Here is a 24,266-nt window from a genome sequence, read left to right on the forward strand (position 1 = left end):
GGTTCTAACCGCCCTAAACACTCACGAGGGCTGGAAGCGGAGGGTCTGGCCGGGGCGCAGCTGGGCGGCGACGTCCAGGTCCTCCTCGTCGACGACGGCGATGACCGGGTAGCCGCCCGTCGTGGGGTGGTCGGCGTGGAACAGGATCGGCCGGCCCGACGGCGGCACCTGCAGTGATCCCGGCACGCACGGCTCCGACGGCAGTTCGTCGTGGCGGGTGCGGGAAAGGGGAGGGCCGACCAGCCGGATGCCGACGCGGTCGGAGTCCGGGGACACCGTGTACACAGTGGACAGCAGCCGTGCCGGGTCGGTGAACCAGTCGCGACGCGGGCCTGGCGTCACGCGCAGCACCGGCGACACCGGCAGGGCCGCGCGGGGCGCGAGATCGACCGCGGGGAACCCGAGCGCGTCGTCGCCGACCGGCAGCAGCATTCCGGCCGCGATCGGTGGCGGGCCGAGCTTCCCGAGCGTGTCCGTCGACCGCGAGCCCAGCACCGGTGGGACGTCGATGCCGCCGCGCACCGCGACGTAACAGCGCAAGCCGGTCGTAGCCAGGCCGAGGGACAGCTCCGAGCCCGCGGGCAGCGTGATCGGCGCGTTGAGGCCGAAAGCGCGGCCGCCCACCGTGAGCGGGCAGTCCGCGCCGGTCACGGCGATCGTCGTCGACGCCGTCGCGCGCAGCACCAGGCCGCCGAGCGTGACCTCCAGGCCCGCGGCCCCCGAAGGGTTGCCGACGAGCCGGTTGGCCAGCCGGAACGAGCCGCGGTCGGCGGCGCCGGACCGGCCGACGCCGAGGGCCGCGTGGCCGGGGCGGCCGAGGTCCTGCACGGTCGTGGTGAACCCGGGCCGGAGGATCTCGAGCTTCACGAGACCTCCCGGAAGCGCACGCGCGTTCCCGGCGGCAGCAGGTTCGGCGGGTCGCGCTCGACGTCCCACACCGGCGCGTCGGTCCGCCCGAGCAGCCGCCAGCCACCGGGTGACGCGCTCGGGTACACCGCGCTGTACTCGCCCGCGATCGCCACCGAGCCGGCCGGGATGCGCGTCCGCGGCGAGGATCGGCGGGCCACGTGCAGCACCGGGTCCGCGCCGGACAGGTAGGCGAACCCGGGCGCGAACCCGCAGAACGCCGAGACGTACGACCCCGCGCTGTGCCGGGCCACGACCTCCGCGACCGGCAACCCGGTCTCGGCCGCGACCTCGGCCAGGTCTTCGCCGTCGTACACGACCGGGATCACCACTTCGCGCGTGTCGGCAACCTGACTGTCCACAGGGGACACTTGACGCAGCAGGGCGCCCAGCCGGTCAGCGGAGGTCACCGCCGGATCGAAGCGCACCAGCAACGTCTGTGCAGCCGGAACCAGCTCTTCGACACCAAGAGGCGGCGCCTGCGCCAGCGCGGCCTGATAACCCAGTACGTCGTCGACCTCCACGAGCACCGCGCGCCGCCCGCACGGCAGCAGCCGGACGGTCATCCGGTGAACGCGGTGAGCGGCACACCCGCGTCGGTCAGCCCGTCGCGGATCCGCCGGGCCAGCTCCACCGCGCCCGGCGTGTCCCCGTGCACGCACAGGGAGTCCGGGCGCAGGTCGAGCTTGGCGCCGTCGGCCGTGACGACCCCGCCGCCGGTCGCCATGGCCACCGCGCGCTCGGCGACGGCGCCGGGTTCGTGCAGCACGGCGCCGGGCTGCTTGCGCGACACCAGGCGGCCTTCCGCGGTGTAGGCCCGGTCGGCGAACGCCTCGGCGTACGCCACCACCCCGGCTTTTTCGGCCTCCCGCTGCATTTCCGAGTCCGGCAGGCAGAGCAGCGCGAGCGCCGGGTCGTACCGGCGCAGGCCCTCGACGATCGCCGCGGCCTGCTCCGGGTCGGCCGCCGCGGTGTTGTACAACGCGCCGTGCGGCTTCACGTACGTCACGCGGCTGCCGGCCGCGCGGGCGAACGCGTCGAGCGCGCCGATCTGGTAGAGCACCTCGTTGGCCAGGTCCTCCGGGCCGATGTCGAGTGCGCGCCTGCCGAACCCGGCCAGGTCGTGGTAGCCGACGTGCGCGCCGATCGCGACGTCGCGATCGGCCGCCAGCTCGCACACGTGCCGCATCACCGACGGGTCGCCGGCGTGGAAGCCGCACGCGACGTTCGCACTGGTCACGATGTCGAGGACGGCTTCGTCGTCGCCCATCTTCCAGGCGCCGAAACCCTCGCCGAGGTCGCTGTTCAGGTCCATTTCAGCCCACCCGGTATTCGCTGTCGTGGCGGTCGGTGATGAACATGTACCCCGGCGCGTGGGTGATCGCGTACGGCGGCCGCGACGCCATCAGCGCCGCCTGCGGGGTGACCCCGCAGGCCCAGAACACCGGGACGTCACCGTCGGCCGCGTCCACCGGATCACCGAAGTCCGGCCGCGAAAGATCTTCGACGCCCAGGGTACGCGGGTCGCCGATGTGCACCGGCGCGCCGTGGACGGCCGGCATCGCGCGGGTGATCCGGATGGCGTCGTCGACGCGGTCCTCGGGGAGGTACCGCATCGACACGACCATCGGGCCGAAGAGCCGCCCGGCCGGCTCGCACGGCCGGTTCGTCAGGTACATCGAGACGTTGCGGCCCTGCTCGCCGTGCCGCAGCGGGATGCCCTCCGCGGCCAGCGCCGTCTCGAACGTGAAGCTGCAGCCGATCGAGAAGGCGACCATGTCGCTGCGCCACAGCCCGGTCGCGTCGGAGACCTCGCCGGCGAGCACGCCGTTCTGCCAGATCCGGTAGCGCGGCAGGTCGGTGCGCAGGTCCGCGCCGTCGGCCAGGCGCGTGGCCGGGTCGCCGGGGTCGGTGACGTCGAGCAGCGGGCACGCCTGCGGGTTGCGGGTGCAGAACAGCAGGACGTCGTAGGCCCAGTCCTGCGGCACGGCGATCAGGTTCGTCTGGGTGAAGCCGCCGGCCCAGCCCGTGGTGGGGCGGGCCGTGCCACGCCGGAACGCCTGGCGGGCTTGCTCCGGCGTGAAGGTGGCCGGTTGGTCGAAGGTCGTCATGAGTTCCCCCTTCGGAAACTTCCGGGTCCGGGGGCGGGCCCCCGGGCGGGGTGTGGGGGTCGCACCCCCACAAGATTCAGTCAACGAGTTCGATCCCTCGGGTTTCGGGTAGCCCCAGCAGGGCGAGCGCGGCGATGGCGTAGCCGATCGCGCCGAACACGATCGCGCCGCCCGCGCCGAGGAAGCCGACGACGGTCGGGAAGATCGCGCCGACCGCGCGGCCGAAGTTGTACGTGAAGCCCTGGCCGGTGCCGCGCACCGTCGTCGGGTACAGCTCGGCCAGGTACGCGCCGAAGCCGCTGAAGATCGCGGACATCGAAAAGCCGAGCGGGAAGCCGAGCACCAGCACGAGCCCGTTGGCGCCCTTGGGGATCTGGGTGTACGCGACGATCAGCCCGGCCGACAGGATCGCGAAGGTCAGGAAGGTTTTCTTGCGCCCCATCAGGTCCGTCAGGTAGCCGCCGCAGACGTACCCGACGAACGCGCCGGTGATCAGGAAGGCAAGGTAGCCGCCGGTGCCGATCACGGTCAGCTCGCGCGTCTTCTTCAGGTACGACGGCAGCCACGTCGAGATCGTGTAGTACCCGCCCTGGACGCCGGTCGCGAGCAGCGCGGCGAAGAACGTCGTGCGCAGGAGGTCGCGGTGGAAGATCTTGACCAGCGTGCCCTTGACGCGCTCGCCCTTGAGGCGTTCCTCCGCGCGGGGCGCGTCCTTGACGCTCTTGCGGACCCAGAGCACGAGCAGCGCCGGGATGACGCCGGTCCAGAACATGATGCGCCAGGCCAGGTCGGGGCTCGCGAGGCTGAACACGACGGTGTAGACGATCACCGACAGGCCCCAGCCGACCGCCCACGCGCTCTGCACGAACGCCACGGTCCGGCCGCGGTAGCGCGCCGAGGAGTACTCCGCGACCAGCGCCGCGCCGGCCGCCCACTCACCGCCGAAGCCCAGGCCCTGCAGCGCGCGGAAGATCAGCAGCGTCTCGAAGTTGGGCGCGAACCCGCAGAGCACGGTGAACACCGTGTACATCGCGATGGTGATCTGGAGCGTGCGGACGCGGCCGATGCGGTCGGCCAGCATGCCGGCGCCGATGCCGCCGACGGCCGACACGACCAGCGTCGTCGTGCCGAGCAGGCCGGCTTCGCCGCTCGAAATGCCGAAGTACGCGGTGATCGCGGCGAGCCCGAGGGGCAGGGTCTGGTAGTCGAACGAGTCCAGGCCGTACCCGCCGAACGCGCCGGCGAAGGCGAGCCGGCCGCGTTTCCCCAGTGTGCGGAACCAGTCGAACGGCCGGGCCTCGGTTGCTGTGGCAGTCATGTCGGGCACCTCCAGGCCAGTGTCTCATCGTGGCGTGCCTCACACAGTAAGGATTGTTCAACAATTCCACAAGACTGCAATTGGATCGTCCTCAGTGTGACGGGTACCATCGTCCCCGTGGTCATCGAAGACAGTGTGGTCCCGGACCTGCCCGGCCTGGAGGCCGATCGCGGCCTGGTCAGCCGCAAGAGCACCGCCGAGCGGGTGGCGGGCGTCCTCCGCAAGCGCATCGCGGAGGGCTTCTTCCTGCCCGGCGGGCGGCTGTCGGAGCAGGACATCGGCAACGCGCTCGGCGTCTCGCGCAACACGCTGCGGGAGGCGTTCCGGCTGCTCACGCACGAGCGGCTGCTCGCCCACGAGCTCAACCGCGGGGTGTTCGTGCGGATCCCGAGCATCGAGGACGTCGTCGACATCTACCGCGTGCGCAAGATCATCGAATGCGCCGCGGTCCGGGGCGTGACGGCGAAGCCGGCGTCGTTCCCGCGGATCAAGGAGAAGGTCGACATCGGCGACGAGGCCGCCCGCAACGGGAACTGGAAGGACCTCGGCACCGCGAACGTCTGGTTCCACCAGGAGCTGGCCGCGCTGTCGGGCAGCGAGCGCGTCAACGAGCTGGTCAGCAGGCTCATCGCCGAGCTGCGGCTGGTCTTCCACATCATGGCCGAGCCACGCCGCTTCCACGAGCGCTACCTGCCGCGCAACCACGAGATCCTGGACCGCGTCGAGGCGGGCTACGGCGCGGGCGCGGAGCAGCTGCTGATGAAGTACCTGGAGGACGCGGAGGAGCAGCTGGTCGAGGCGTACGCCGACCGCGCGGCCGCCGCCCGGGCGGCGATCGCCGTCGAGTAGTGCGTCTTCGGGCACGCTTGCGGTCCGGACGGGCCGAGCCCGGCTTTTCCGGGCCGCGGACTGGATAACCTCAGCGCGGTTTCGCCGCCGGATACCCCCAGCGGCCCGCGAAACCCGGCTGCCGGGGCGTGACTACCCCCAGGGTCACCCCCGGCAGTTCCGAAACGCCGTGAAGGCCTCCTTACCGGCGCTAAGAGCCGGTAAGGAGGCCTTCACGTACTTCAGGGGAGGTGCGTCAGCCGGCGTAGCGGGCGAAGATCCTCATGAAGTCCCACGCCTGCTGGGAAACGCCCGAACACGTGTCGTCGTTCGGGTAGGCGCCCGGGCAGGGGCGGTCGCGGTTCGCGGACCAGAACGTCAACCGGGCCAGGTGGTGCGTGTTCGCGTAGGCCAGGATGGTGGTGAAGTCGGCCAGGGTGACCGTCTCGCTGTTGTCCGTGATGCCGTTCATCGACGAGATGCCCATGTGCCGGTAGGCCGTGTCGTCGTCGTAGCCGTAAGCCGACTTGACGACGTTCTTGAGGCCCTCCGCCGCCCGCTGCGTGAGGGTGCCCATGTTCTGGCCGGCGCCGCCGAAGTCGAACGGCATGATGACCCAGCCGTCGACCGTCAGCCCGGACTGGGCCGCGCGGTTGACCAGGCTGTTGTCCGGCCCCGACTGCCCGGTGCCGAACGTGACGTACAGCTTGATGCCCGCGTTGTTCGCCCGGATCGTCTTCAGCGCGTCGACCGTGCGCTGCTGCACGGTCGGGTTGCTGTAGGCGTCGGCCTCGATGTCGATGTCGATCGCCTTGAGACCGTAGGCGCTGATCACCTTCTGGTACGCCGCCGCCAGCTCACCCGCGCTGCCGCACGACGACTCCAGCTTGTTGCCGGAGTAGCCGCCGAACGACGGGATGACGTCGCCGCCGCCCGCCCGCACGGTGTTGATGGTGTTCTGGTCGACGCCGCCGGTCAGCGCGCGCCCGCCGTCCCACTGCGGGTTGCAGTAGCCGTTGGACAGCACGAACGCCAGCGTGAACCACTTGACGCCGGTGGCGTTCTGGATCGTCGCCGGGCTCGGCGGGTTGCCCCAGCCGTTGTAGAGGTACGGCGCGACGGCCATCACGCCCGGCCCGGTCGGCGGCGGGGTCGTGCCGCCGCTCGGGAGCGTCCACTGCTGGTTGGCGCTGCTCGCGCAGGTCCAGATCTGCAGGCGGGTGCCGTTCGCCGAGCTGTTGCCGGTGGCGTCGAGGCACTTGCCCGACCCGGTGTTGACGAGGTTCTTCGCCGCGTTGGCCGTCCACTTCTGGGCGTTGGAGCCGTTGCAGTCCCACAGCTGGATCAACGCGCCGTTCGCCGTGCCCGCGCTGGTCACGTCGAGGCACTTGCCCAGCGCCTGCAGGGAACCGTCGGACCCGACCGTCCACTGTTGCGCGTTCGAGCCGTTGCAGTCGTAGAGCTGGATCGCCGTGCCGTTGGCGGTGCTCGCCGCGTTGACGTCGACGCACTTGCCGGCGATGCCGGTGATCGGCCCGGTCGCCGCCTGCGCGACACCCGGCGTGAGCACCAGCGCCGACGCTGCTGCTACTAGAGCGCCGAATGCTGCCAGTTTCTTCATGCGGGCACGTTCCACTTCTGGTTGGCGGCGCCGGTGCACGTCCAGATCTGCAGCCGGGTGCCGTTCGCACTCGAATTGCCGGTCGCGTCGACGCACTTGTTCGACGCCGCCCCGACGAGGTCCTTCGCCGCCGTCGCCGCCCATCTCTGGTTGGCCGTCCCACCGCAGTCCCATAGCTGCAGCTGCGCACCGTCCGCTGTGGACTGTCCGGTCACGTCGAGGCACTTGCCCAGCGCGCGGAGCGTGCCGTCGGTGCCGACCGTCCACTGCTGCGCGGCCGAGCCGTTGCAGTCGTAGAGCTGCACGGCCGCGCCGTTCGCGCTGCTGCCGCTCGCGACGTCCAGGCACTTGCCGCCGAGGCCGGTGATCGGCCCGGTCTTGCCGGTGCCGCCCCCGCCGCCGGTGCCCTGGTTGCCCGCCCAGGTGAACGTCGCCGACGTGTGGCCGGGCAGGTTGTAGGTGAACGACGAGTTGCCCCAGTTCACCCGGACGCTCTGGGTGCCGGTGCTGGTGTTGTACGCGATCAGCGCCTTCGAGCCGTCCGGGTTCTTCCAGGCGACGTTGCGGACGGTCGAGTTGTCGTTCGAGTCGATCCGGACCGCGCCGGGTTTCACGAACTTCGTCAGGTGACCCATCGTGTAGTACTCGACGGTGTAGTCGACCTGGCCGTTGCGGCCGTCTCCATTGTGGACGGTAACCAGGCCGGTGCAGGTGTCACAGCCGCCGTTGTGCGGGTTGTGCGCCTGGTCCATCGCCAGGCTCCACTTGGTGACCGTGCGGCTCCAGTTGCGCGTGTAGTCGACGATGTTCGTCATGTCCTCGGCCTGCTGGTTCGACACCCAGGTGCCGCCCGAGTGCTCGGTCGAGTACGCGTTGACGCTCGGGTACTGGTTGTGCACGGTCGTCTGCTGCGAGACGTTGCCGCCGTAGCCATGCCACGCCATGCCGCCGAAGTTCGGGTCGTTGCGGATGGCCGCGTCGTCCATTGTGGGCGCCGCGAAGGACTGGTACTGGTCCCAGTTCCAGTCCAGCGCAAGGACCTTTGTGGACAGTCCGGCGCTGTGCAGTGCGGGAAGCAGGTTGGTCTTGGTGAAGTACGCCAGACCCGCGCCGTTCCAGTTGGTCGACGGGTAACTCGCGCAGCACGTCGGTTCGTTTTGGACGGTCAGGTAGTTGATCGGCACGCCCGCGGCCTGGTAGGCCTGGACGTACTTGACGAAGTACTGCGCGTAGGCCGGGTAGAACTGCGACTCGACCCAGCCGAGCAGGTAGCTGTCGTTGTCCTTCATCCACGGCGGCGCGCTCCACGGCGAGGCCATGACCTTGATCTGCGGGTTGAGCTGCAGCGCCTGCTTGGTCAGCGGCAGCACGTCCGCCTGGTCGTGCGCGATGGAGAACTTCGCCAGGTTCGGGTCGGTCTGCCCGGCGGGCACATCGTCGAACGTGTAGCTGTTGCGCGCGATGTCCGACGCGCCGATCGGGTTGCGCAGGAAGCTGATGCCGATGCCCGCGTTGGGGTCGAACAGCTTCTGCATCACCGAGTTTCGGGTGCCGGCGCTGAGCAGGTTGCTCGAGTTGAGCAGCCACGCGGCGGAGTCGGTGAACGACGCGCCGGCGCCCTCGAACTGCTGGTAGGTGGTGTTCTCGTTGACGTTGATGGTCTGGCCGCCGGTGCCGGTGCCCGCGGTGAAGCTGATCGGCGTCTGCTGCTGCAGGCCGCGGGTGACGTTGACGCCCTTGGCGTCGTCGGTCGTGGTGAGCCAGACGTTCACGGCTTCGCCCGCGGCCTGCGCGGGCACGGCGAAGGTGGCCGCGGCGAGCGCGGTCACGCCCAGCAGGGAGAGGAGAGAGCGTTTTCTCATGGGAGCGTCCATTTCTGGTTCGCACCGGACCCGCAGGTCCAGATCTGGAGCCGGGTGCCGTTGGCCGAACTGTTGCCGGTGGCGTCGAGACACTTGCCGGAGCCCGCGTTGACGAGGTTCTGCGAGCCGTTCGCCGACCACTTCTGGGCGTTGCTGCCGTTGCAGTCCCACAGCTGGACGGTGGTGCCGTTCGCCGTGCCCGCGCTGGTGACGTCGAGGCACTTGCCGAGCGCGCGGATCGTGCCGTCGGAACCGACTGTCCACTGTTGCGCGGTGGTGCCGTTGCAGTCGTAGAGCTGGACGGCGGTGCCGTTGGCGCTGCTCGCCGCGTTGACGTCGACGCACTTGCCGCCGACGCCGGTGATCTGCCCGCCACCGGCGGGCGGCGGAGTGGTGGTGCCGCCGGCGAACTGCGTCGCGACCTGCTCGCCGAGACTGGTGGCGTTGTTGTGGTTCTCGATCGGGTTGACGTGCGTGTTCGGGAACACGATGTACGTCACCGGACCTTCTGTGCCCCCGTTGCTCGGGTCGGGGTTGATGCCGAGGTTGACGGCGGTGGCGTAGGACGCCTCACCGATGATGCTCGTCGGCCCGGTGTCGCCGACCACGGCGTAGGTGACCTGGTTGTTGTAGATCACCGCCACGACCGAACCGCCGTCGATGCCGTAGTTGCGGTAGTCCCATGTGGACGTCGGCTGCGGCAGTACGATGTAGGGCAGCTGGGCCGCGTTGAGCGGCTGGTCGGTCGAGGTGTGGAACGCGGTGTCCGGGTAGAAGCAGCAGTCGGTCTGCTCGTTGCACTGCGTGGTACGGACGCCGTCGCAGTCGATGTCCATGTCGGCCTTGAAGAACACCGCGCCGTTGGCCTGGCAGACGGGCACGGTCGCCGCGCCGCCTTCGTCGAAGGAGTACTTGCCGTTCGAGATCTGCTGGCAGGACGTCGTCTTCGCGAGCAGCTGGCTCGCGGACGGACCCGCCTCGACCGCCGCTTGGGCGGAGGTGGACGTCAGGAAAGAAAGCGCTAACAGGGCACACCCCATTAGCGCGACGAGGAATCGCCGCACTTGGATTCTCCTGTGGGATAAGGGGTCGTGAGTGCGTAACAGTGTTAGAACACTGTTACGCACTCACGACGGGGACCGAGGTCAGGGAGTGGTCCACTTCTGGTTCGCGCCGCCGCCGCAGGTCCAGATCTGCAGGCGGGTGCCGTTCGCGGAGCTGTTGCCGGTGGCGTCGAGGCACTTGTTCGCGTTGGGGTTCACGATGTCCTTGGCCCCGCTGATCGCCCACTTCTGGGCGGCGGTGCCGTTGCAGTCGTAGAGCTGCACCGCTGTCCCGTCGGCGGTGCCGGCGGCGTTGACGTCCATGCACTTGCCGAGGGCGCGGATCGTGCCGTCGGTGCCGATGGTCCAGTTCTGCGCGGCGTTGCCGTTGCAGTCGGTGATCTGGATCGGCGTGAGGTTGGCGGTGCTGGCGCCCGCGACGTCGACGCACTTGCCGCCGATGCCGGTGATCCGCCCGGTGCGCCCGGACGGCGGGGTGGTGCCGCCGCCGGTGTCGTTGGTGACGTGGACGTAGTCGACGACCAGCTGCTGCGGGAACGTCGTGCTGCTGTTGGGGTCACCCGGCCAGTACCCGCCGACGGCGAGGTTGAGGATGATGAAGAAGTTGTGGTCGTAGACCCAGCGGTTGCCGTTCAGGTCGGACGGCGTGCGCGTCTGGTACAGGTTGCCGTCGACGTACCACTTGATCTGGTTGGGCGACCAGTCGACGGCGTAGGTGTGGAAGTCGTCGGAGAAGTTGGGGCCGTTGTAGGCCGCGCCGATGCCGCCGGAGCCGGAGTAACCCGGGCCGTGGATGGTGCCGTGCACGGTGTTCGGCTCGAAGCCGACGTTCTCCATGACGTCGATCTCGCCGTCGGTCGGCCAGTTGCCGCCGCCGAGCATCCAGAACGCCGGCCACATGCCCTGCCCGCGCGGCAGCTTCATGCGCGTCTCGAAGTGGCCGTAGGCCTGGCTGAACTTGCCGGACGTGTTCATCCGCGCGGAGGTGTACTCGCAGCGGCCGTACCAGCAGTTGTAGTTGCCGGGGTTTTCCTTCTTGGCCGTGATCACGAGGTGGCCCTGGCCGTCGAGCTGGGCGTTGTTCGTGCCGGAGGTGTAGTACTGGCGTTCGTGGTTGTTGACGTTGTCGCCGGTTTCGAGCTGCCACTTGGAGCCGTCGACGGCGGACCCGGCGGGGCCGTTGAAGTCGTCGGTGAAGGTGGCCGCGGCTTCGGCGGCGGGTGCGGTCAGTGCCTGCTGCCCGAGGACGAGCAGCGAGCCGACGGCCAGTAGTGCCGCTGCTCTTCGCAACTTGCGGAATTTCGAGGTGGACATCTTTGTCGCCTCTCTCACCGTGGGGACCGGCGTTCCGCGCGCAGCACGGAACGCGGGGAGGGGAGGTGGCCGTGCATGCCGGGGCGGCGGCAGGCGTGACCGGGCATCGCGGTGCCGTCCGCGGTCCGGGGCGGGTGGATCGCGGGCGACGAAGGGTTCTACAGGGCTTTGTTGTGCCTGGCAACAAAGTATGCATGGTCCAGACAAGTCGGGCAACAGTCGGACCGTCATTTTTTTTCAACCCGAATTAAGGGTGGGTTGCTGACGGGTCCGGATGGCTCGAGGTACCGCTGACCTGCGGGAGCCGGGTTCCCGCTCAGCGGGGCACGCGGTTGTCCACAGGCTCGCCGGGTTGTGGATGAGGGGTGCTCCTGCGGTGGCGTTTCCCGGGACTTGTCGGGTGGGCTCGATACGCTGGAGCGGGGATGGACCCCCTGGGGAGGGTGGGCGCCGCTCTGGGGCCACGAGGGCTCACCACGTTGCCGACACGCTGCCGGGAAGGGCCGACACGGCGCCCGGAATGGCCAACACGGGTCCCGGAGTGGCCAACATGGCGCCTGGAGTGGCCAACGCGGCGGTCGGCGCGGCCAACACGCCGACGGGAGTGGCCAACACGGTGCTCGGCGCGGCCAACACGGTGACGGGAGTGGCCAACACGCCGGCGGGAGTGGCCGACACGCTGACGGGAGTGGCCAACACGGTGCCCGGCGCGGCCAACACGCCGACGGGAGCGGCCAACACTGCGCCCGGAGTTGCCAACACGCTGCCGCGAAGGTCCAACACGCAGGCGGGAGTGGCCAACACGGTGCCCGGCGCGGTCGGCGCACCGGGGGTGCCCGGCGTGTTGGCCGCTCCGGTGAGTGTGTTGGCCCCTCCGGGCGGTGTGTTGGCCGTTCCGGTGAGGGTGAGAGCGGGAGTCCGGGTCAGGCCGCGTCGGAGTTCGATGCTCCCGGCTTGGCTATCCGGGACGTCGCCCCCTGCTCCAGCAGGTCCGCCACCGGCAGCGTCGCCGCGCCCGTCGCGACCGCGTCCAGACCCAGGGACCCCAGCTGGATCGACGTCTGGCTGAACGGGTGCCGTAGCGCGTGCTCGCCCGCGGCCTCGCGGATCCTGGGCAGGAGCTGCTCGCCCAGTGCCAGGCCCGCCCAGCCGCCGATCACGATGCGCTCCGGGTTGAACAAGTTGATCAAGTTCGCGATGCCCGCGCCCAGGTAGCCCGCCGTGTCGTCCAGGACCCGCGCCGCCGTCTTGGACTTGGGGGCCGCCTCCAGCAGCGCCGAGAACTGGGCCTGCTCGTCCGCTCCCGGGATGTCCTTGCCGCGCGCCCTTCGGTACCGCGTCAGCACGCCCTCCGCGCCGATGTACGCCTCCAGGCAGCCGTGCGCGCCGCAGCGGCACTGTGCGCCGCCGTAGGCGATCGTCGTGTGGCCCCACTCGCCCGCGCTGCTCGTCGAGCCGCGGTACGTCGAGCCGTCCGCGACCACCGCCGCGCCGACGCCCGAGCCGATCAGCGCTATCACCGCGTGCTTCGCGCCGCGGCCCGCGCCGAACCACATCTCCGCCTGGCCCTGGGTCTTCGCGCCGTTGTCGACGAACAGCGGCAGCGTCACCCCGGCGTCGCGCAGCAGGTCCGTGAGCGGGACGGCGTCCCAGCCGACCGTCGGCGCGTGCACCAGCACCCGCTCGCCCTGCTCGACCGTGCCGGGGACGCCGATGCCGACGCCGAGCACGGCGGAGTCCTCGATGCCCGCGCTGGCGAACACCTCGCGCAGCCCGGACGTCACCTGCTCGACCGCGGTCGCCGGGTCCGGCGCCGCCGGGAGCGGGTGGTCGACCGTCGCGAGGCGGTTCATCGCCAGGTCGAACAGTTCGATCTTGACGCCGGTCTCGCCGATGTCGACGCCGACGACGTGGCCGTACGCCGGGTCGACGCGCAGCAGCACGCGCGGCCGGCCGCCGTCCGATTCCACCTGGCCCGCTTCGGTGATGAGCCGTTCCTCGCCCAGTTCGGCGGTGACGTTGCTGACCGTGGCGGCACTCAGTCCGGTCAGCTGGCTGAGCTCGTGCCGCGACAGCGGGCCGTCGAAGTAGAGTTTCGACAGCAGCAGGGAACGGTTGTGTCGCCGCAGATCGCGGACGGTGGTGCGCTTGCTCGCCATGGGCAACCCATCTGAACTCTTACCGGCTACTGACAGGATGCCTGATCACCCTAAGTTGTGGCCATGTATTAACTGGTGAACTAAGTCCCGAACTGATGGTCGTACCGCATGTGTCTGGCACAATCCCCACCGTGACCCAGGTGGTGCGGCAGACGACCAGAGACCTCCGGCGGCACAACCGTGCGGCGCTCCTCTCCACCCTCTACCTCCACGGCCCCGTCAGCCGACTGGAACTGGTAGCTGAATCGGGACTTTCGGCCGCCACCGTTACGAACGTCGTTGCCGAGCTGATCGCGGACGGCGTCGTCGCCGAAGCCGGATCGGTCGAATCGGACGGCGGACGCCCGCGGACGCTGCTGGCCGTGCGCCCGGATTTCGGCCACGTCGTCGGCGTCGACGTCGGCGAGACGCACGTCGAGGTCGGCCTGTTCGACTGCGCGCTCGGGACGCTGGGCACCGTGCGCCACCCCCTCGTCGGCACGCGGCTCGACCCCGGTGAGGTCGCCGCGCTGGTGCGCACCGGCATCGCCGAGGTGCTCGAGGGCGGGAACGCCGCCGCGGTGTTCGGCGTCGGCATCGGCGTGCCCGGCGCGGTCCGCGACGGCGGGATCGTCCACGCGCCCACCCTCGGCTGGCGCGGCGTGGCCTTCGCCGATCTCATCCGCCCACACGTCGTCGCGCTGTTCCCTCCGGGGTCGAACCCCGGGCCCCAGCCGGGGGGCGAGCCCCCCTGGACCCCCCGAAAGATGCCGGTGCACCTCGACAACCGCGCCCGCACGCTGGGTCAGGCCGAGAGCTGGCTGGGGGCCGGCCGGGGCGCCGGCCGCGCCATCGTTGCCCTGCTCGGTGTGGGGGTCGGGGCCGCGGTCGCCACGGCCGGGCCGTCGCACCCGGGCATCACGACCAGCGAGTGGGGGCACACGGTCGTCAAGGCGGGCGGCGCGGCCTGCCGGTGCGGGTCGCACGGCTGCCTGGAGGCCTACGTCGGCACCGAGGCGGTCGTCCGGCACTACGCCGATCGGGTGGGGAAAGATCCCGTCATCGGGGACGAAAGCGACGCCGAACTGGCCCACATCGTGGCCGAAGCGCAGGTCGACGGCCCGGCCGCGGAGGTGCTGGCCGAGACCGGCGAGTACCTCGGGATCGGCATCGCGAACCTCATCAACCTGCTCAGCCCCGACCGGGTGGTGCTTTCCGGCTCCGCAGGGGCGATCATGGGTCCGGCGATCCTGCCCGCCGTGCGTGACGCGGTCGGCCGGCACGCGCTCGACTACCTCGCCGGGCACACCGAAGTCGTCCTCGGCCGGCTCGGGCCGGAGGCCGTCGCGCTCGGCGCGGCCACCCTGCCGGTTGCGCAGCTGCTCGCCGCGGGCGGCCGGACCGGCTGAAACCCCTTGTGTCGCAAGGGGGAAACCGCCGGTCGGCCCAAGCCTGCGAGTTCTTTCAGTACTTAAACTTAGGTACAAAACGTTACCGCCGTGTTATTGACGTGACCCGAGTCACCCGGGTTGACTCGTGGCGTCGTTCGGTCGCCGGCGGTCGGGGCTCGCTACCAGTCGACACGGAGTAGTCGTCGATGACCAGGAGGAACCGATGCGAGTCAAGCGCTCCATCGTCGCAGCGCTAGTGGCACTAATGGCCCTGGGGGGCTTGACCGCGTGCGGGGGAGGTAGCTCGAGCGCAGGTCAGGGCAACCCCAACGCCGTGCTCAACGTGGGGATGCCGAACGGCCCGCAGTCGGAGAACAACAACCCGTTCCTCGAGACGTCGGCCGCGGCCAACCTCGGTTACCGGTGGACGATCTTCGAACCCCTCGTGATGCTCAACCGTGTCAAGCCGCAGGAGCCCGGCAAGCCGTGGCTGGCGACGAAGTGGGATTGGTCGGACAACTACAAGAAGCTGGTCCTGACCGTCCGGGACAACGTCAAGTTCTCCGACGGCCAGCCGATGACCGGTGACGACGTGGCCTACACGTTCGGCCTGCTGCGGGACAACAAGGCGCTGAACATCGACGCCGTCCCGTACAAGGACATCACCGCGGCCGGCAACCAGGTCACGCTGAACTTCGACAGCTCCCAGTTCGTCAACCAGGTCAAGATCCTGCAGACGATCGTGGTGCCGAAGCACATCTGGCAGGGCATCAAGGACCCGGCGCTCGACACGATCAAGAACCCGATCGGCACCGGCCCGTACACGCTCAAGTCGTTCACCCCGCAGACGGTGATCGTCAGCCAGCGTGACGGCTACTGGCAGGAAGCGCCGAAGGTCAAGGAGATCCGCTACACCTCCTACACCGACAACAACGCGCAGGTCTCGGCGCTGGCCAGCGGTGCGGCCGAGTGGAGCTTCGTCTTCATCCCGAACTACAAGGCCGTCTACACGAACAAGGACCCCGAGCACTACAAGCTCTGGTTCCCCGCGCAGCTGGCCGTCCACGGCCTGTGGTTCAACACCGAGAAGGCCCCCTGGAACAGCGCGCCGCTGCGCCAGGCGATCAGCAAGGTGATCAACCGCGACGACATCTTCAACCAGGGTGAGGCCGGCTACTTCTACCCGAAGAACGACCAGGTCACCGGCATCCCGACGCCGGCGGGCGACCCGTTCATCGCGCCGCAGTACCAGGGCCAGACCGTCAAGGTCGACGTCGCGGCGGCCAAGGCGCAGCTCACCGGCGCCGGCTTCACGTTCAACGGCGACAAGCTGCAGGACCCGTCCGGCAAGCCGGTCACCCTCAAGCTCACGGTCCCGTCCGGCTGGTCGGACTACATCACCGACCTGGAGATCATCAAGGACAACCTGTCGCAGATCGGCATCACCGCGACGGTCGACAAGATGAACCAGGACGCGTGGACGAAGTCGGTCGACACCGGTGACTTCGAGGGCCTGATGCACTGGACCAACGACGGTGCGACGCCGTACGACCTGTACCGCGACGTCATGGACGGCAACCGCTACAAGCCGACCGGCCAGGGCAACATCAACGGCAACTACGGCCGCTTCAAGAACGACGAGGCGACCAGGGCACTCGAGACCTACGCCAACGCCGAGGACGACGCCTCCCGCACCGCCGCCATGGCGACGCTGCAGAAGATCATGATCGACCAGCAGCCGATGATCCCGACGTCGGCCGCGAACTCCGGTGGCGAGTACAGCACGAAGAACTGGACGGGCTGGCCCGAGGAGGCGAACCCGTACGCCCCCGCGCAGCCCACCCTGCGCAACGCGCTGGACATCATCCTGCACCTGAAGCCCGCGGCCTGATCGATGGCGGACTCAGGTGTGAAGACCGAACACGGGGACGGCCACGGCGACGCCGCGGCCGCCCCGGCCCCCTCCGATCCGGCCGCGGCCGGATCGGAGGGGGAAACCCCCGGTGCGGTGGTCCTCGAGGCGGAGGGCCTGACCAAGCACTTCCCGGTGCGGCGCAAGGGACGCGCCGGGCTCACCGGCCCGCGCCGCGCCGTCCAGGCCGTCGACGACGTCTCCCTGACGTTGCGGCGGGGGCGGGTCACCGCTCTGGTCGGCGAGTCCGGCTCGGGCAAGTCGACCGTCGCGCGGCTGCTCGCGGGGCTCTACCCGCGCACCGGCGGCGACATCCGGCTGCACGGCGAGACCGTGAACGTGCGGCACGGCAAGGCCTTCCGCGCCTACTGCCGCCGGGTGCAGATGATCTTCCAGGACCCGTTCGCGTCGCTGAACCCGGTGCACACCGTCCGGTACCACCTGACGCGAGCGCTGAAGATCCACGGCCGGGCCGGCGACGACCTGGAGCAGGCGCTGCACGACCTGCTCCTGCGCGTCCAGATGACGCCGCCCGAGCGCTACATCGACAAGTTCCCGCACGAGCTGTCCGGCGGGCAGCGCCAGCGCGTCGCGATCGCCCGGGCTCTGGGCGCCGACCCGGAGGCCCTGCTGGCCGACGAGCCGGTGTCCATGCTGGACGTCTCCATCCGGCTCGGCGTGCTGAACCTGTTGCGGGACCTCAAGGAACGCCTGCACCTCGCGATCCTCTACATCACCCACGACATCGCGTCGGCGCGCTACTTCGCCGACGAGACGATGGTGATGTACGCCGGCCGGATGGTCGAAGGCGGCGACAGCGAGACGATCACACAGCGCCCGGCGCACCCGTACACCCGGCTGCTGATCGACTCCGCTCCCGACCCCGACCGGCTCCAGGCCCGGGCCGGCGACAGTGACCTCGCGCCCGGTGAGGTGCCCGTCGAGCGCGGGGCCGGCGAGCCGCCGAGCCTGATCGACCCGCCGTCCGGCTGCCGGTTCCACCCGCGCTGCCCGGTCGCGATGGAACGCTGCAAGACCGACCTGCCGCCGCGGTTCGAGGTCGACGACGCGCCCGGCCACTGGGCCGCGTGCTGGCTGTACGACGGGGCCGCCCGATGAGGTACCTGCTGCAACGGCTGGCCTTCTACCTCTTCACGGCATGGGCCGCCGTCACCATCAACTTCTTCATCCCGCGGCTGATCCCGGGTGACCCGGTGCAGTCGCTGATCACGAAGAACCAGGGCACGCTCAGCGCCGACGCGATCCAGTCCCTGTATGTCCTCTTCGGACTGGACAAGAACGAGAGCATGGTGACCCAGTACTTCCACTACTGGGCCCAGCTCTTCCGCGGCGACCTCGGGCTGTCGTTCACGTTCTTCCCGACGCCGGTCACCGAGGTGCTCGGCGACAGTCTGCCGTGGACGATCATCCTCGTCGGCATCACCACGATCATCGGCTTCCTGATCGGCACCGGTCTCGGCGTGGTCGCCGGCTGGAAGCGCGGTTCGTGGGTCGACGGCCTGCTCCCGGTGACGACGTTCCTCTCGTCGGTGCCGTACTTCTGGCTCGGCCTGATCGCCCTGACGCTGCTGGCCGGGCCGGGGAGCTTCTTCCCGTCGTCCGGCGGCTACGACCCGGGCCTGATCCCCGGCTGGGACCCCGACTTCATCGGCAGCGCGATCCAGCACAGCCTGCTGCCCGCGATCACCATCCTGATCAGCTCGATGGGCAGCTGGATCCTGGGCATGCGCAACATGATGGTGACGGTCGCGTCGGAGGACTACGTCACCGTCGCGCACGCCAAGGGCCTGTCCGAACGCCGGGTCGCGGTCGGTTACGCGGCGCGCAACGCGCTGCTGCCGAGCGTCTCCGGGTTCGCGCTGGCGCTCGGGTTCATCGTCGGCGGCACGCTGCTCGTGGAGATCGTCTTCTCCTACCCCGGGGTCGGCTTCGAGCTGTTCCAGGCGGTCGGTTCGCAGGACTACCCGCTGATGCAGGGCATCTTCCTGATCATCACGCTGTCGGTGCTGGTGGCGAACCTCCTCGCGGACGTCGCCTACCTCGCGCTCGACCCGCGGACCCGGAAGGCGGGCTGACATGGCGGTACCAGCAGCGGACGTCAAGGCCGCCCAGGCCCTCCCGATCGACGCCATCGCCGGGCGCGCCAAGCGGCGCAAGTTCCGGTTCCTCAGCGGCGGCAAGACGATCACCGGGCTCGGCGTCATCGTGTTCTTCCTGATCATCGCGGTGATCGGTGAGTGGATCGCGCCGTTCGACCCGTCGGCCCGCAGCAACGACCTGCTCGAAGGGCCGTCGGGGCGGCACTGGTTCGGCACCACGCACCTCGGCCAGGACATCTTCAGCCAGGTCCTGGTCGGTACCCGCAGCGTCATGCTCGTCGGCCTGACCGCCGGCGTCGTGGCGACGATCCTCGCGGTCATCGTCGGCGTCACGTCCGGTTACCTCGGCGGGACGCCGGGCGAAGGACTCTCCGCACTGTCCAATGTGTTCCTGGTGATCCCGGCGCTGCCGCTGATCATCATCATCGGCAGCGCGCTGCCGAGCGGTGGTGACTACCTGGTGGCGGTGGTCATCGGGTTCACGTCGTGGGCGTGGGGCGCGCGGGTCCTGCGCGCGCAGACCCTTTCGTTGAGAGGCCGGGAATACGTCGAAGCGGCGCGCGCCACCGGCGAGTCGACGTGGCGGATCATCTTCTTCGAGATCCTGCCGAACCTGACGGCGGTGATCGCGTCCAGCTTCGTCGGCACGGTGATCTTCGGCGTGATGTCGGAGATCACGCTGGCGTTCGTCGGCGTCTCGAGCTTTTCGAACTGGAACTGGGGCACGATCCTGTTCTGGGCGCAGAGCCAGCAAGCGCTGGCGCAGGGCGCCTGGTGGTGGTTCGTGCCGGCCGGGCTGGCGATCGCCGTCCTCGGCACCGCGCTGTCCCTGCTGAACTTCGGCATCGACGAGTTCGTCAGCCCGCGGCTGCGTGGCAGCGGCAAGGCGAAGGTGCGGGACATCCACGGACGCACGCAGCACATGCGAGTGGGCTTCACGCCCGTGCTCGGGCGGGAGGAACAGGCATCATGACACCGGTCCTGGAGATCAAGGGCCTCGACGTCGACTACGGCGTCGGCGACGAGGCCGTGCGCGCGGTGCGCGACGTGCACCTGACGCTCAACCGCGGCGAAGTCCTCGGCCTGGCCGGGGAAAGCGGCAGCGGGAAGTCCACTTTGGCCTACGGGCTGACGCGGCTGCTCGCGCCGCCGGGCGTGATCCGCGGCGGCGAGGTGATCTACCACCCCGAGAACGCCGGGCCGTACGACGTCCTGAAGCTGAACCACAAGCAGCTGCGCGACTTCCGCTGGGCCGAGACGTCGATCGTGTTCCAGGGCGCGATGAACTCGCTGAACCCGGTGCACAAGGTCGTCACCCAGCTCGTCGACGTCATCAAGGCGCACGAGCCGGACACGACCCGCGCCGGGCGGGTGGCCCGGGCGAAGGAGCTGCTGAAGCTGGTCGGCATCTCGGCCGACCGGCTGGAGGCCTACCCGCACCAGCTCTCGGGCGGCATGCGCCAGCGCGTGATGATCGCGATGGCGCTGGCGCTCGAACCGCGCGTGGTCATCATGGACGAGCCGACCACCGCGCTCGACGTCGTGATGCAGCGCCAGATCCTCGGCCAGCTCGTGGAACTGCGCGAACGGCTGGGCTTCTCGGTCCTGTTCATCACGCACGACCTTTCGCTGCTGGTCGAGTTCTCGGACCGGATCGCGATCATGTACGGCGGCCGGATCGTCGAACAGGCCCCGGCGTCGGCGCTCTACCGGGACGCGCTGCACCCGTACAGCTACGGCCTGCTGAACTCGTTCCCCGCGCTGCGGGGTCCGCGACGCGAGCTCAGCGGGATCCCGGGTTCACCGCCGGACACGCGGGGCATGCCGGCCGGCTGCGCGTTCCACCCGCGGTGTCCCAAGGCCTTCGAGCCGTGCGACTCGAAGGTGCCCGTGCTGGGCCTGCCCGGCGGCGACGCGTCGCGCGAAGTGGCGTGTTTCCTGCACCCCGTCGCTACCCCCTGAACGTCGCCCGTCCTGTCTGGTACCACTGGAGGAGAGCCGCCTTGACCGAGACCACAGCCGCGACCGCGCAGCAGCAGGCGTTGATCGACAGCCTGCCGCCGGACTTCCGCTGGGGCGTGGCCACCGCCGCGTACCAGATCGAAGGAGCGGTCTCCGAAGACGGGCGCACACCGTCCATTTGGGACACTTTCTGCCAGGTCCCGTGGGCGATCGACAACAATGACAACGGTGACATCGCCTGCGACCACTACCACCGGATGCCGGAAGACATCGGGCTGGTCAGTGAGCTGGGCGCGGACACCTACCGGTTCTCCGTGGCGTGGCCCCGGATCCAGCCGCGCGGCCGCGGCCCGGTCAACGAGGCGGGCATCGGGTTCTACGACCGGCTGGTCGACGAGACGCTCGGCAAGGGCATCACGCCGTGGCTGACGCTCTACCACTGGGACCTGCCGCAGGAGCTCGAAGACGCGGGCGGCTGGCCGGCGCGCGACACGGCGTACCGCTTCGCGGACTACGCGATGCTGGTGTTCGACCGCCTCAAGGACCGCGTGCGGCACTGGACGACGTTGAACGAGCCGTGGTGCTCGGCGATGCACGGGTACGTGCACGGTGTGATGGCGCCGGGCCGCCGGGACTACGCGGCCGGGCTGCACGCGGTGCACCACCTGCTGCTGGGCCACGGCCTCGCGACGCAGCGGATGCGTGAGGCCGCACCGGCGGACACGGAGTTCGGCATCACGCTCAACATGTGCACCGCCGACCCGGCGACCGACGCGCCGGAAGACGTCCGCGCGGCGCGGCAAGCGGACGGCCTTGGCGTCCGGATCTACCTGGACCCGCTGGTGCGCGGGGAGTACCCGGAAGACGTGGTCGAGGACCTGGCCGCGCGCGGCGTCAAGCTGCCGGTGCAGGACGGCGACCTTTCGGTGATTTCGACACCGTTGGACTTCCTCGGCGTCAACTACTACTTCGGCCAGCAGTTCTCCGGCGTCGACGAGCAAGGCAGCGCGGTCGACTCGGACGGCGTCCCGACGTCCCGCGCGGTGCCGTTCGGCGAGCCGACGACGGCGATGGGCTGGGAGATCCTGCCGGACAAGTTCACCGAACTGCTGACCCGCCTGGGCCGCGACTACCCGGGCGTCCCGATGTACATCACGGAGAACGGCTCGGCGTTCGACGACGACCCGGACTCGAGCGGCTTCGTCCGCGACGAGCAGCGCACGGCGTACCTGGCCTCGCACATCGCCGCGGTGGCGGCGGCGCGCAACGCGGGCGCGGACGTCCGGGGCTACTTCGCGTGGTCCCTTTTGGACAACTTCGAGTGGGCTTACGGCTACGCGAAGCGGTTCGGCCTGATCCGGGTGGACTACGAGACGCAGGAGCGCACGGTCAAGCAGAGCGGCCTCTTCTACCGCGACATGGTCCGCCGGGTCCGCGGCAGCTGAGTTAGATCGGGACGCCGGTCCGGCGCGCGAACGCGGGGAGCCCTGGGAGGTTTCTCGCGTTCGGGTGCCGGATCAGGCTCTCGGTGATCCGGTGGATCGTCTTGCGGTAGCGCACTTCGTCCGGTGACGCGTGCTCGGCCGCGAGCAAGGCCCGATAACACTGCTCCGGTTTGCCCCATTGGTGGAATGCCCGAGCGACGTCCGAGTAGTACCGGGCCCGCCGTTCGACGACCGGGATGGCGGCGGGGTCGATGCGCCGGGCGTGCTCGATGGCGGCACCCGAATCGCCGAGAACACGGGCGATACTGATCTGGTATAGGCCGACGGCGGTGGGGTTGAACGCCGTCGCATGTGGACCGGCGGAAACGTGTCGTGCCGCGTCGGCGGCTTCGAGGATCAGTGTCTTCGCGGTGTCACGATCTCCGTCGACGGCCGCCGTGTAAGCGCCGGTCTCCAGCAGTGAGCCGTACACGGATAGATGATCCGCTCCGCGATGCAATTCGGGTTGCAAGGCGGCCGCTGCATCGACGACCAGCTGACGCGCGGTTTCGGCTCGGCCCGACCGGCGAAGCACGATTCCCCAAGTCCGGCGAGTGGTGGCTTGAGTGAGTACGTCGCCGCCAGCGTCCGCGGCTTGCAGCGCGCGGTCCGCGCTGGTCCAGGCCAGCCGGTCGTTTCCGACTTTGATCATCAATTCGGTCGTCAGCGTGTACAGTTCGGCGAGGTGCCGGTTGACGACCGCGACGTCTTCGGCTGAACGTGATTGCGCTCGGGTGGCCATCGCACGGGCGAGTACCTGGGGGATCAGAGCAGCGAGATCGGCGTATTTCGCCTGCTGGAAGACCGACCGGGTCCGCGCCACCGCTTGAGCGAGTTCCGGCAACGACGCGGCTCCCGCATTCGCGATCGGCGGGTTGAGCAACGCGCTTTCGAGCGAGCGGATCGGATCGGCGGAGCCGAACGCGGGCTGCGCCCCGAACAGGGCACTCCCGGCCAGGCCGCCCACTCCGGCCAGCAAAGTGCGACGCCGCATCGGGTCGTCCTCCTCGAGCATCGGCACCGGAACCGGGCCAACAGTAGGCCCACGACCAGGCGACGTCCTGTCGGACACTCCGTGTGGGTTATCGGGGAGAAGGCCGAATACTTGAATCGGCAAGCCGAGCGCGACCGCCAGGAGCTGCAGGACACCGACGTCCCGAAGCGGTGACCTGCCCGTTTCCCACCGTGAGATCTGGCTGGCCGAGCACCCGCACCGATGACCGAGCGCGCCTTGCGTCCAACCGGCGGCACAACGGGCAATCCGGACGACCTCGCGAGGCGGGCGAGGGTGCCGGAGCAACTGGCTGAGCACGTCGTCGTGACTCATCGGGCCTCCCCGGACGGGGTCCTGGCACTTTCACGATAGCTCGGCTCAGCGCTTGAGAAGCGAATTTGCAGAATCCGCACATGGTGTGCGTGATCGGTACGGCCGATAGGCCCAGTGCCTGCGCTGCGGTTTGGTGGAAGTCAGTCGCGGGAAAGGGGAGGCGAATGGATCGCTTGCTGGTCATGGCCATCTTCACGGCAGCTGATGCTCGATTCGATCCCTGCGGCGCGAGCGCGTTCGGGCAGCGGCTCGGCCGCGAAATCGACGCGGGCCGGATCGTTTTTCCCCGACCGCTCGTCTTGGGCGGTGGTTGTCCGCACGGGTGTCTCGTGCTGGATCGCTTTCCCGTCGACCTGGTCGGGTTGTCTCAGGCAGCACGGACGCTGGCGCGGGGGCTCGCCGATATCGCCGGCGCGGGATTCACGATTCACGTGTGCGGTGCTCCTCGCGTCGATGCTGTGGCCGTCGTGACGGGTGCGGTGAACAATGAGCTGAAAGATCATCCGAGATCAGCGGGGCCGGTCGGCTGGATCACCCGGCCGGGTCTGAGTGTGGTTTTCGCGGTCCTGTGAGATTCGGCGGTAAGGCGGGCCCCACCAGGGTGCAGGTGGTGGGCCCCATGGTCCGGCCCCGGGGGTTTCCCTAGCTTCGTACGGGTAGCCGACCCTTGGGGGAACCATGAGCGTCCGGACGGAAATCAGACCCGCGCCACCGCAGCGGCGGCCGTGGTGGCGACGGCCGTGGATCGGGCCGCTCGCGTTGCTCGTGCTCGCGTTCCTGGCCTTCTCGCTGCCGCCGTACCTCGCCTTCGATCCGGCGCGGTCGCGGGTGCCGCAGCCGGCCGGCTTTCCCGCGCACTACTGGTTCCTCGTCGCCCACGTGATCTTCGGATCCGTCGCCATGGTGGG

Annotated in this window: 20 protein-coding genes and 1 pseudogene; 9 read left to right on the top strand and 12 right to left on the bottom strand. The window is 69.5% G+C overall.

The window, feature by feature from the left end:
• Positions 1 to 21: 21 nt before the first annotated feature.
• The 5 genes from ACLJQZ_RS03245 to ACLJQZ_RS03265 all read right to left on the bottom strand — a co-directional run bounded on the left by ACLJQZ_RS03245 (position 22) and on the right by ACLJQZ_RS03265 (position 4,335).
• Positions 22 to 867, bottom strand: coding sequence for a biotin-dependent carboxyltransferase family protein (locus tag ACLJQZ_RS03245; protein WP_410618462.1), 846 nt, complete (start codon positions 865 to 867; stop codon positions 22 to 24).
• Positions 864 to 1,472, bottom strand: a complete 609-nt coding sequence (locus ACLJQZ_RS03250; RefSeq protein WP_410618463.1) for a 5-oxoprolinase subunit B family protein — start codon at positions 1,470 to 1,472, stop codon at positions 864 to 866. The genes ACLJQZ_RS03245 and ACLJQZ_RS03250 overlap by 4 nt, the downstream gene beginning before the upstream one ends.
• Positions 1,469 to 2,221 carry a LamB/YcsF family protein gene (locus ACLJQZ_RS03255; RefSeq protein WP_410618464.1) on the bottom strand — a complete coding sequence of 251 codons (753 nt, stop codon included), beginning with the start codon at positions 2,219 to 2,221 and terminating at the stop codon, positions 1,469 to 1,471. The genes ACLJQZ_RS03250 and ACLJQZ_RS03255 overlap by 4 nt, the downstream gene beginning before the upstream one ends.
• Before the next feature lies 1 nt (position 2,222).
• Positions 2,223 to 3,017, bottom strand: a complete 795-nt coding sequence (locus tag ACLJQZ_RS03260; RefSeq protein ID WP_410618465.1) for a putative hydro-lyase — start codon at positions 3,015 to 3,017, stop codon at positions 2,223 to 2,225.
• Between the two features lie 76 nt (positions 3,018 to 3,093).
• Positions 3,094 to 4,335, bottom strand: a complete 1,242-nt coding sequence (locus tag ACLJQZ_RS03265) for an MFS transporter (RefSeq protein WP_247058259.1) — start codon at positions 4,333 to 4,335, stop codon at positions 3,094 to 3,096.
• Positions 4,336 to 4,452: 117 nt separating this feature from the next.
• Between ACLJQZ_RS03265 and ACLJQZ_RS03270 the strand changes: the two genes are divergently transcribed.
• Positions 4,453 to 5,184, top strand: a complete 732-nt coding sequence (locus tag ACLJQZ_RS03270) for a GntR family transcriptional regulator (protein ID WP_410618466.1) — start codon at positions 4,453 to 4,455, stop codon at positions 5,182 to 5,184.
• A gap of 235 nt (positions 5,185 to 5,419) precedes the next feature.
• Here ACLJQZ_RS03270 and ACLJQZ_RS03275 read toward each other — a convergent pair whose 3' ends face one another.
• The 5 genes from ACLJQZ_RS03275 to ACLJQZ_RS03295 all read right to left on the bottom strand — a co-directional run bounded on the left by ACLJQZ_RS03275 (position 5,420) and on the right by ACLJQZ_RS03295 (position 13,183).
• Entirely contained in the window at positions 5,420 to 6,784 is a 1,365-nt protein-coding gene (locus ACLJQZ_RS03275) for a ricin-type beta-trefoil lectin domain protein (RefSeq protein WP_410618467.1), read from the bottom strand.
• The gene (locus ACLJQZ_RS03280; protein ID WP_410618468.1) at positions 6,781 to 8,646 is read right to left on the bottom strand and encodes a ricin-type beta-trefoil lectin domain protein; all 1,866 of its coding nucleotides are present in this window, start codon (positions 8,644 to 8,646) and stop codon (positions 6,781 to 6,783) included. The genes ACLJQZ_RS03275 and ACLJQZ_RS03280 overlap by 4 nt, the downstream gene beginning before the upstream one ends.
• Positions 8,643 to 9,710: a ricin-type beta-trefoil lectin domain protein gene (locus ACLJQZ_RS03285; protein ID WP_410618469.1), complete on the bottom strand. Its 1,068-nt coding sequence runs from the start codon at positions 9,708 to 9,710 to the stop codon at positions 8,643 to 8,645. Before ACLJQZ_RS03285 ends, ACLJQZ_RS03280 begins: the two co-directional genes overlap by 4 nt.
• A gap of 81 nt (positions 9,711 to 9,791) precedes the next feature.
• Positions 9,792 to 11,024 carry a family 16 glycosylhydrolase gene (locus ACLJQZ_RS03290; protein WP_410618471.1) on the bottom strand — a complete coding sequence of 411 codons (1,233 nt, stop codon included), beginning with the start codon at positions 11,022 to 11,024 and terminating at the stop codon, positions 9,792 to 9,794.
• Positions 11,025 to 11,947: 923 nt separating this feature from the next.
• Positions 11,948 to 13,183 carry an ROK family protein gene (locus ACLJQZ_RS03295; RefSeq protein WP_410618472.1) on the bottom strand — a complete coding sequence of 412 codons (1,236 nt, stop codon included), beginning with the start codon at positions 13,181 to 13,183 and terminating at the stop codon, positions 11,948 to 11,950.
• Positions 13,184 to 13,314: 131 nt separating this feature from the next.
• Here ACLJQZ_RS03295 and ACLJQZ_RS03300 point away from each other — a divergent pair, with 131 nt between their 5' ends.
• From ACLJQZ_RS03300 to ACLJQZ_RS03330, 7 genes are all read left to right on the top strand, one after another.
• Positions 13,315 to 14,571, top strand: coding sequence for an ROK family protein (locus ACLJQZ_RS03300; protein ID WP_410618474.1), 1,257 nt, complete (start codon positions 13,315 to 13,317; stop codon positions 14,569 to 14,571).
• A gap of 316 nt (positions 14,572 to 14,887) precedes the next feature.
• Complete coding sequence (locus ACLJQZ_RS03305) at positions 14,888 to 16,444, top strand: ABC transporter substrate-binding protein (RefSeq protein WP_410618475.1); 1,557 nt, start codon at positions 14,888 to 14,890, stop codon at positions 16,442 to 16,444.
• 117 nt (positions 16,445 to 16,561) lie between these two features.
• On the top strand, positions 16,562 to 17,584 hold the full coding sequence (locus ACLJQZ_RS03310; protein WP_410618593.1) for an ABC transporter ATP-binding protein: 1,023 nt from the start codon (positions 16,562 to 16,564) through the stop codon (positions 17,582 to 17,584).
• Positions 17,581 to 18,561, top strand: coding sequence for an ABC transporter permease (locus ACLJQZ_RS03315; RefSeq protein ID WP_247058240.1), 981 nt, complete (start codon positions 17,581 to 17,583; stop codon positions 18,559 to 18,561). Before ACLJQZ_RS03310 ends, ACLJQZ_RS03315 begins: the two co-directional genes overlap by 4 nt.
• A 1-nt stretch (position 18,562) precedes the next feature.
• Complete coding sequence (locus ACLJQZ_RS03320) at positions 18,563 to 19,558, top strand: ABC transporter permease (RefSeq protein WP_410618476.1); 996 nt, start codon at positions 18,563 to 18,565, stop codon at positions 19,556 to 19,558.
• Entirely contained in the window at positions 19,555 to 20,547 is a 993-nt protein-coding gene (locus ACLJQZ_RS03325) for an ABC transporter ATP-binding protein (protein ID WP_410618477.1), read from the top strand. The genes ACLJQZ_RS03320 and ACLJQZ_RS03325 overlap by 4 nt, the downstream gene beginning before the upstream one ends.
• 41 nt (positions 20,548 to 20,588) lie before the next feature.
• Positions 20,589 to 21,992: a GH1 family beta-glucosidase gene (locus ACLJQZ_RS03330; RefSeq protein WP_410618478.1), complete on the top strand. Its 1,404-nt coding sequence runs from the start codon at positions 20,589 to 20,591 to the stop codon at positions 21,990 to 21,992.
• 1 nt (position 21,993) lies between these two features.
• Here the strand turns inward: ACLJQZ_RS03330 and ACLJQZ_RS03335 are convergent, their stop codons facing one another.
• Both ACLJQZ_RS03335 and ACLJQZ_RS03340 read right to left on the bottom strand, forming a co-directional pair.
• A complete protein-coding gene (locus ACLJQZ_RS03335) occupies positions 21,994 to 23,052 on the bottom strand; it encodes a hypothetical protein (RefSeq protein WP_410618598.1) in 1,059 nt (352 codons plus the stop codon).
• Positions 23,053 to 23,145: 93 nt separating this feature from the next.
• A pseudogene (locus ACLJQZ_RS03340) lies at positions 23,146 to 23,358 on the bottom strand (helix-turn-helix domain-containing protein); the annotation flags it as partial.
• 164 nt (positions 23,359 to 23,522) lie between these two features.
• Here ACLJQZ_RS03340 and ACLJQZ_RS03345 point away from each other — a divergent pair.
• Positions 23,523 to 23,930 (top strand): hypothetical protein, encoded by a 408-nt coding sequence (locus tag ACLJQZ_RS03345; protein WP_410618479.1) that lies wholly within the window; start codon positions 23,523 to 23,525, stop codon positions 23,928 to 23,930.
• Positions 23,931 to 24,266: the final 336 nt, after the last annotated feature.

Origin of the sequence: Amycolatopsis sp. cmx-8-4 (assembly GCF_046548675.1) — a bacterium.
Classification (GTDB): Bacteria; Actinomycetota; Actinomycetes; order Mycobacteriales; family Pseudonocardiaceae; genus Amycolatopsis.

Coding starts and splice junctions, on each gene's coding strand:
- ACLJQZ_RS03250 (WP_410618463.1), bottom strand. CDS start 1,472: ATGACCGTCCGGCTGCTGCCGTGCGGGCGGCGCGCGGTGCTCGTGGAG.
- ACLJQZ_RS03255 (WP_410618464.1), bottom strand. CDS start 2,221: ATGGACCTGAACAGCGACCTCGGCGAGGGTTTCGGCGCCTGGAAGATG.
- ACLJQZ_RS03260 (WP_410618465.1), bottom strand. CDS start 3,017: ATGACGACCTTCGACCAACCGGCCACCTTCACGCCGGAGCAAGCCCGC.
- ACLJQZ_RS03265 (WP_247058259.1), bottom strand. CDS start 4,335: ATGACTGCCACAGCAACCGAGGCCCGGCCGTTCGACTGGTTCCGCACA.
- ACLJQZ_RS03275 (WP_410618467.1), bottom strand. CDS start 6,784: ATGAAGAAACTGGCAGCATTCGGCGCTCTAGTAGCAGCAGCGTCGGCG.
- ACLJQZ_RS03280 (WP_410618468.1), bottom strand. CDS start 8,646: ATGAGAAAACGCTCTCTCCTCTCCCTGCTGGGCGTGACCGCGCTCGCC.
- ACLJQZ_RS03290 (WP_410618471.1), bottom strand. CDS start 11,024: ATGTCCACCTCGAAATTCCGCAAGTTGCGAAGAGCAGCGGCACTACTG.
- ACLJQZ_RS03295 (WP_410618472.1), bottom strand. CDS start 13,183: ATGGCGAGCAAGCGCACCACCGTCCGCGATCTGCGGCGACACAACCGT.
- ACLJQZ_RS03315 (WP_247058240.1), top strand. CDS start 17,581: ATGAGGTACCTGCTGCAACGGCTGGCCTTCTACCTCTTCACGGCATGG.
- ACLJQZ_RS03320 (WP_410618476.1), top strand. CDS start 18,563: ATGGCGGTACCAGCAGCGGACGTCAAGGCCGCCCAGGCCCTCCCGATC.
- ACLJQZ_RS03325 (WP_410618477.1), top strand. CDS start 19,555: ATGACACCGGTCCTGGAGATCAAGGGCCTCGACGTCGACTACGGCGTC.
- ACLJQZ_RS03345 (WP_410618479.1), top strand. CDS start 23,523: ATGGATCGCTTGCTGGTCATGGCCATCTTCACGGCAGCTGATGCTCGA.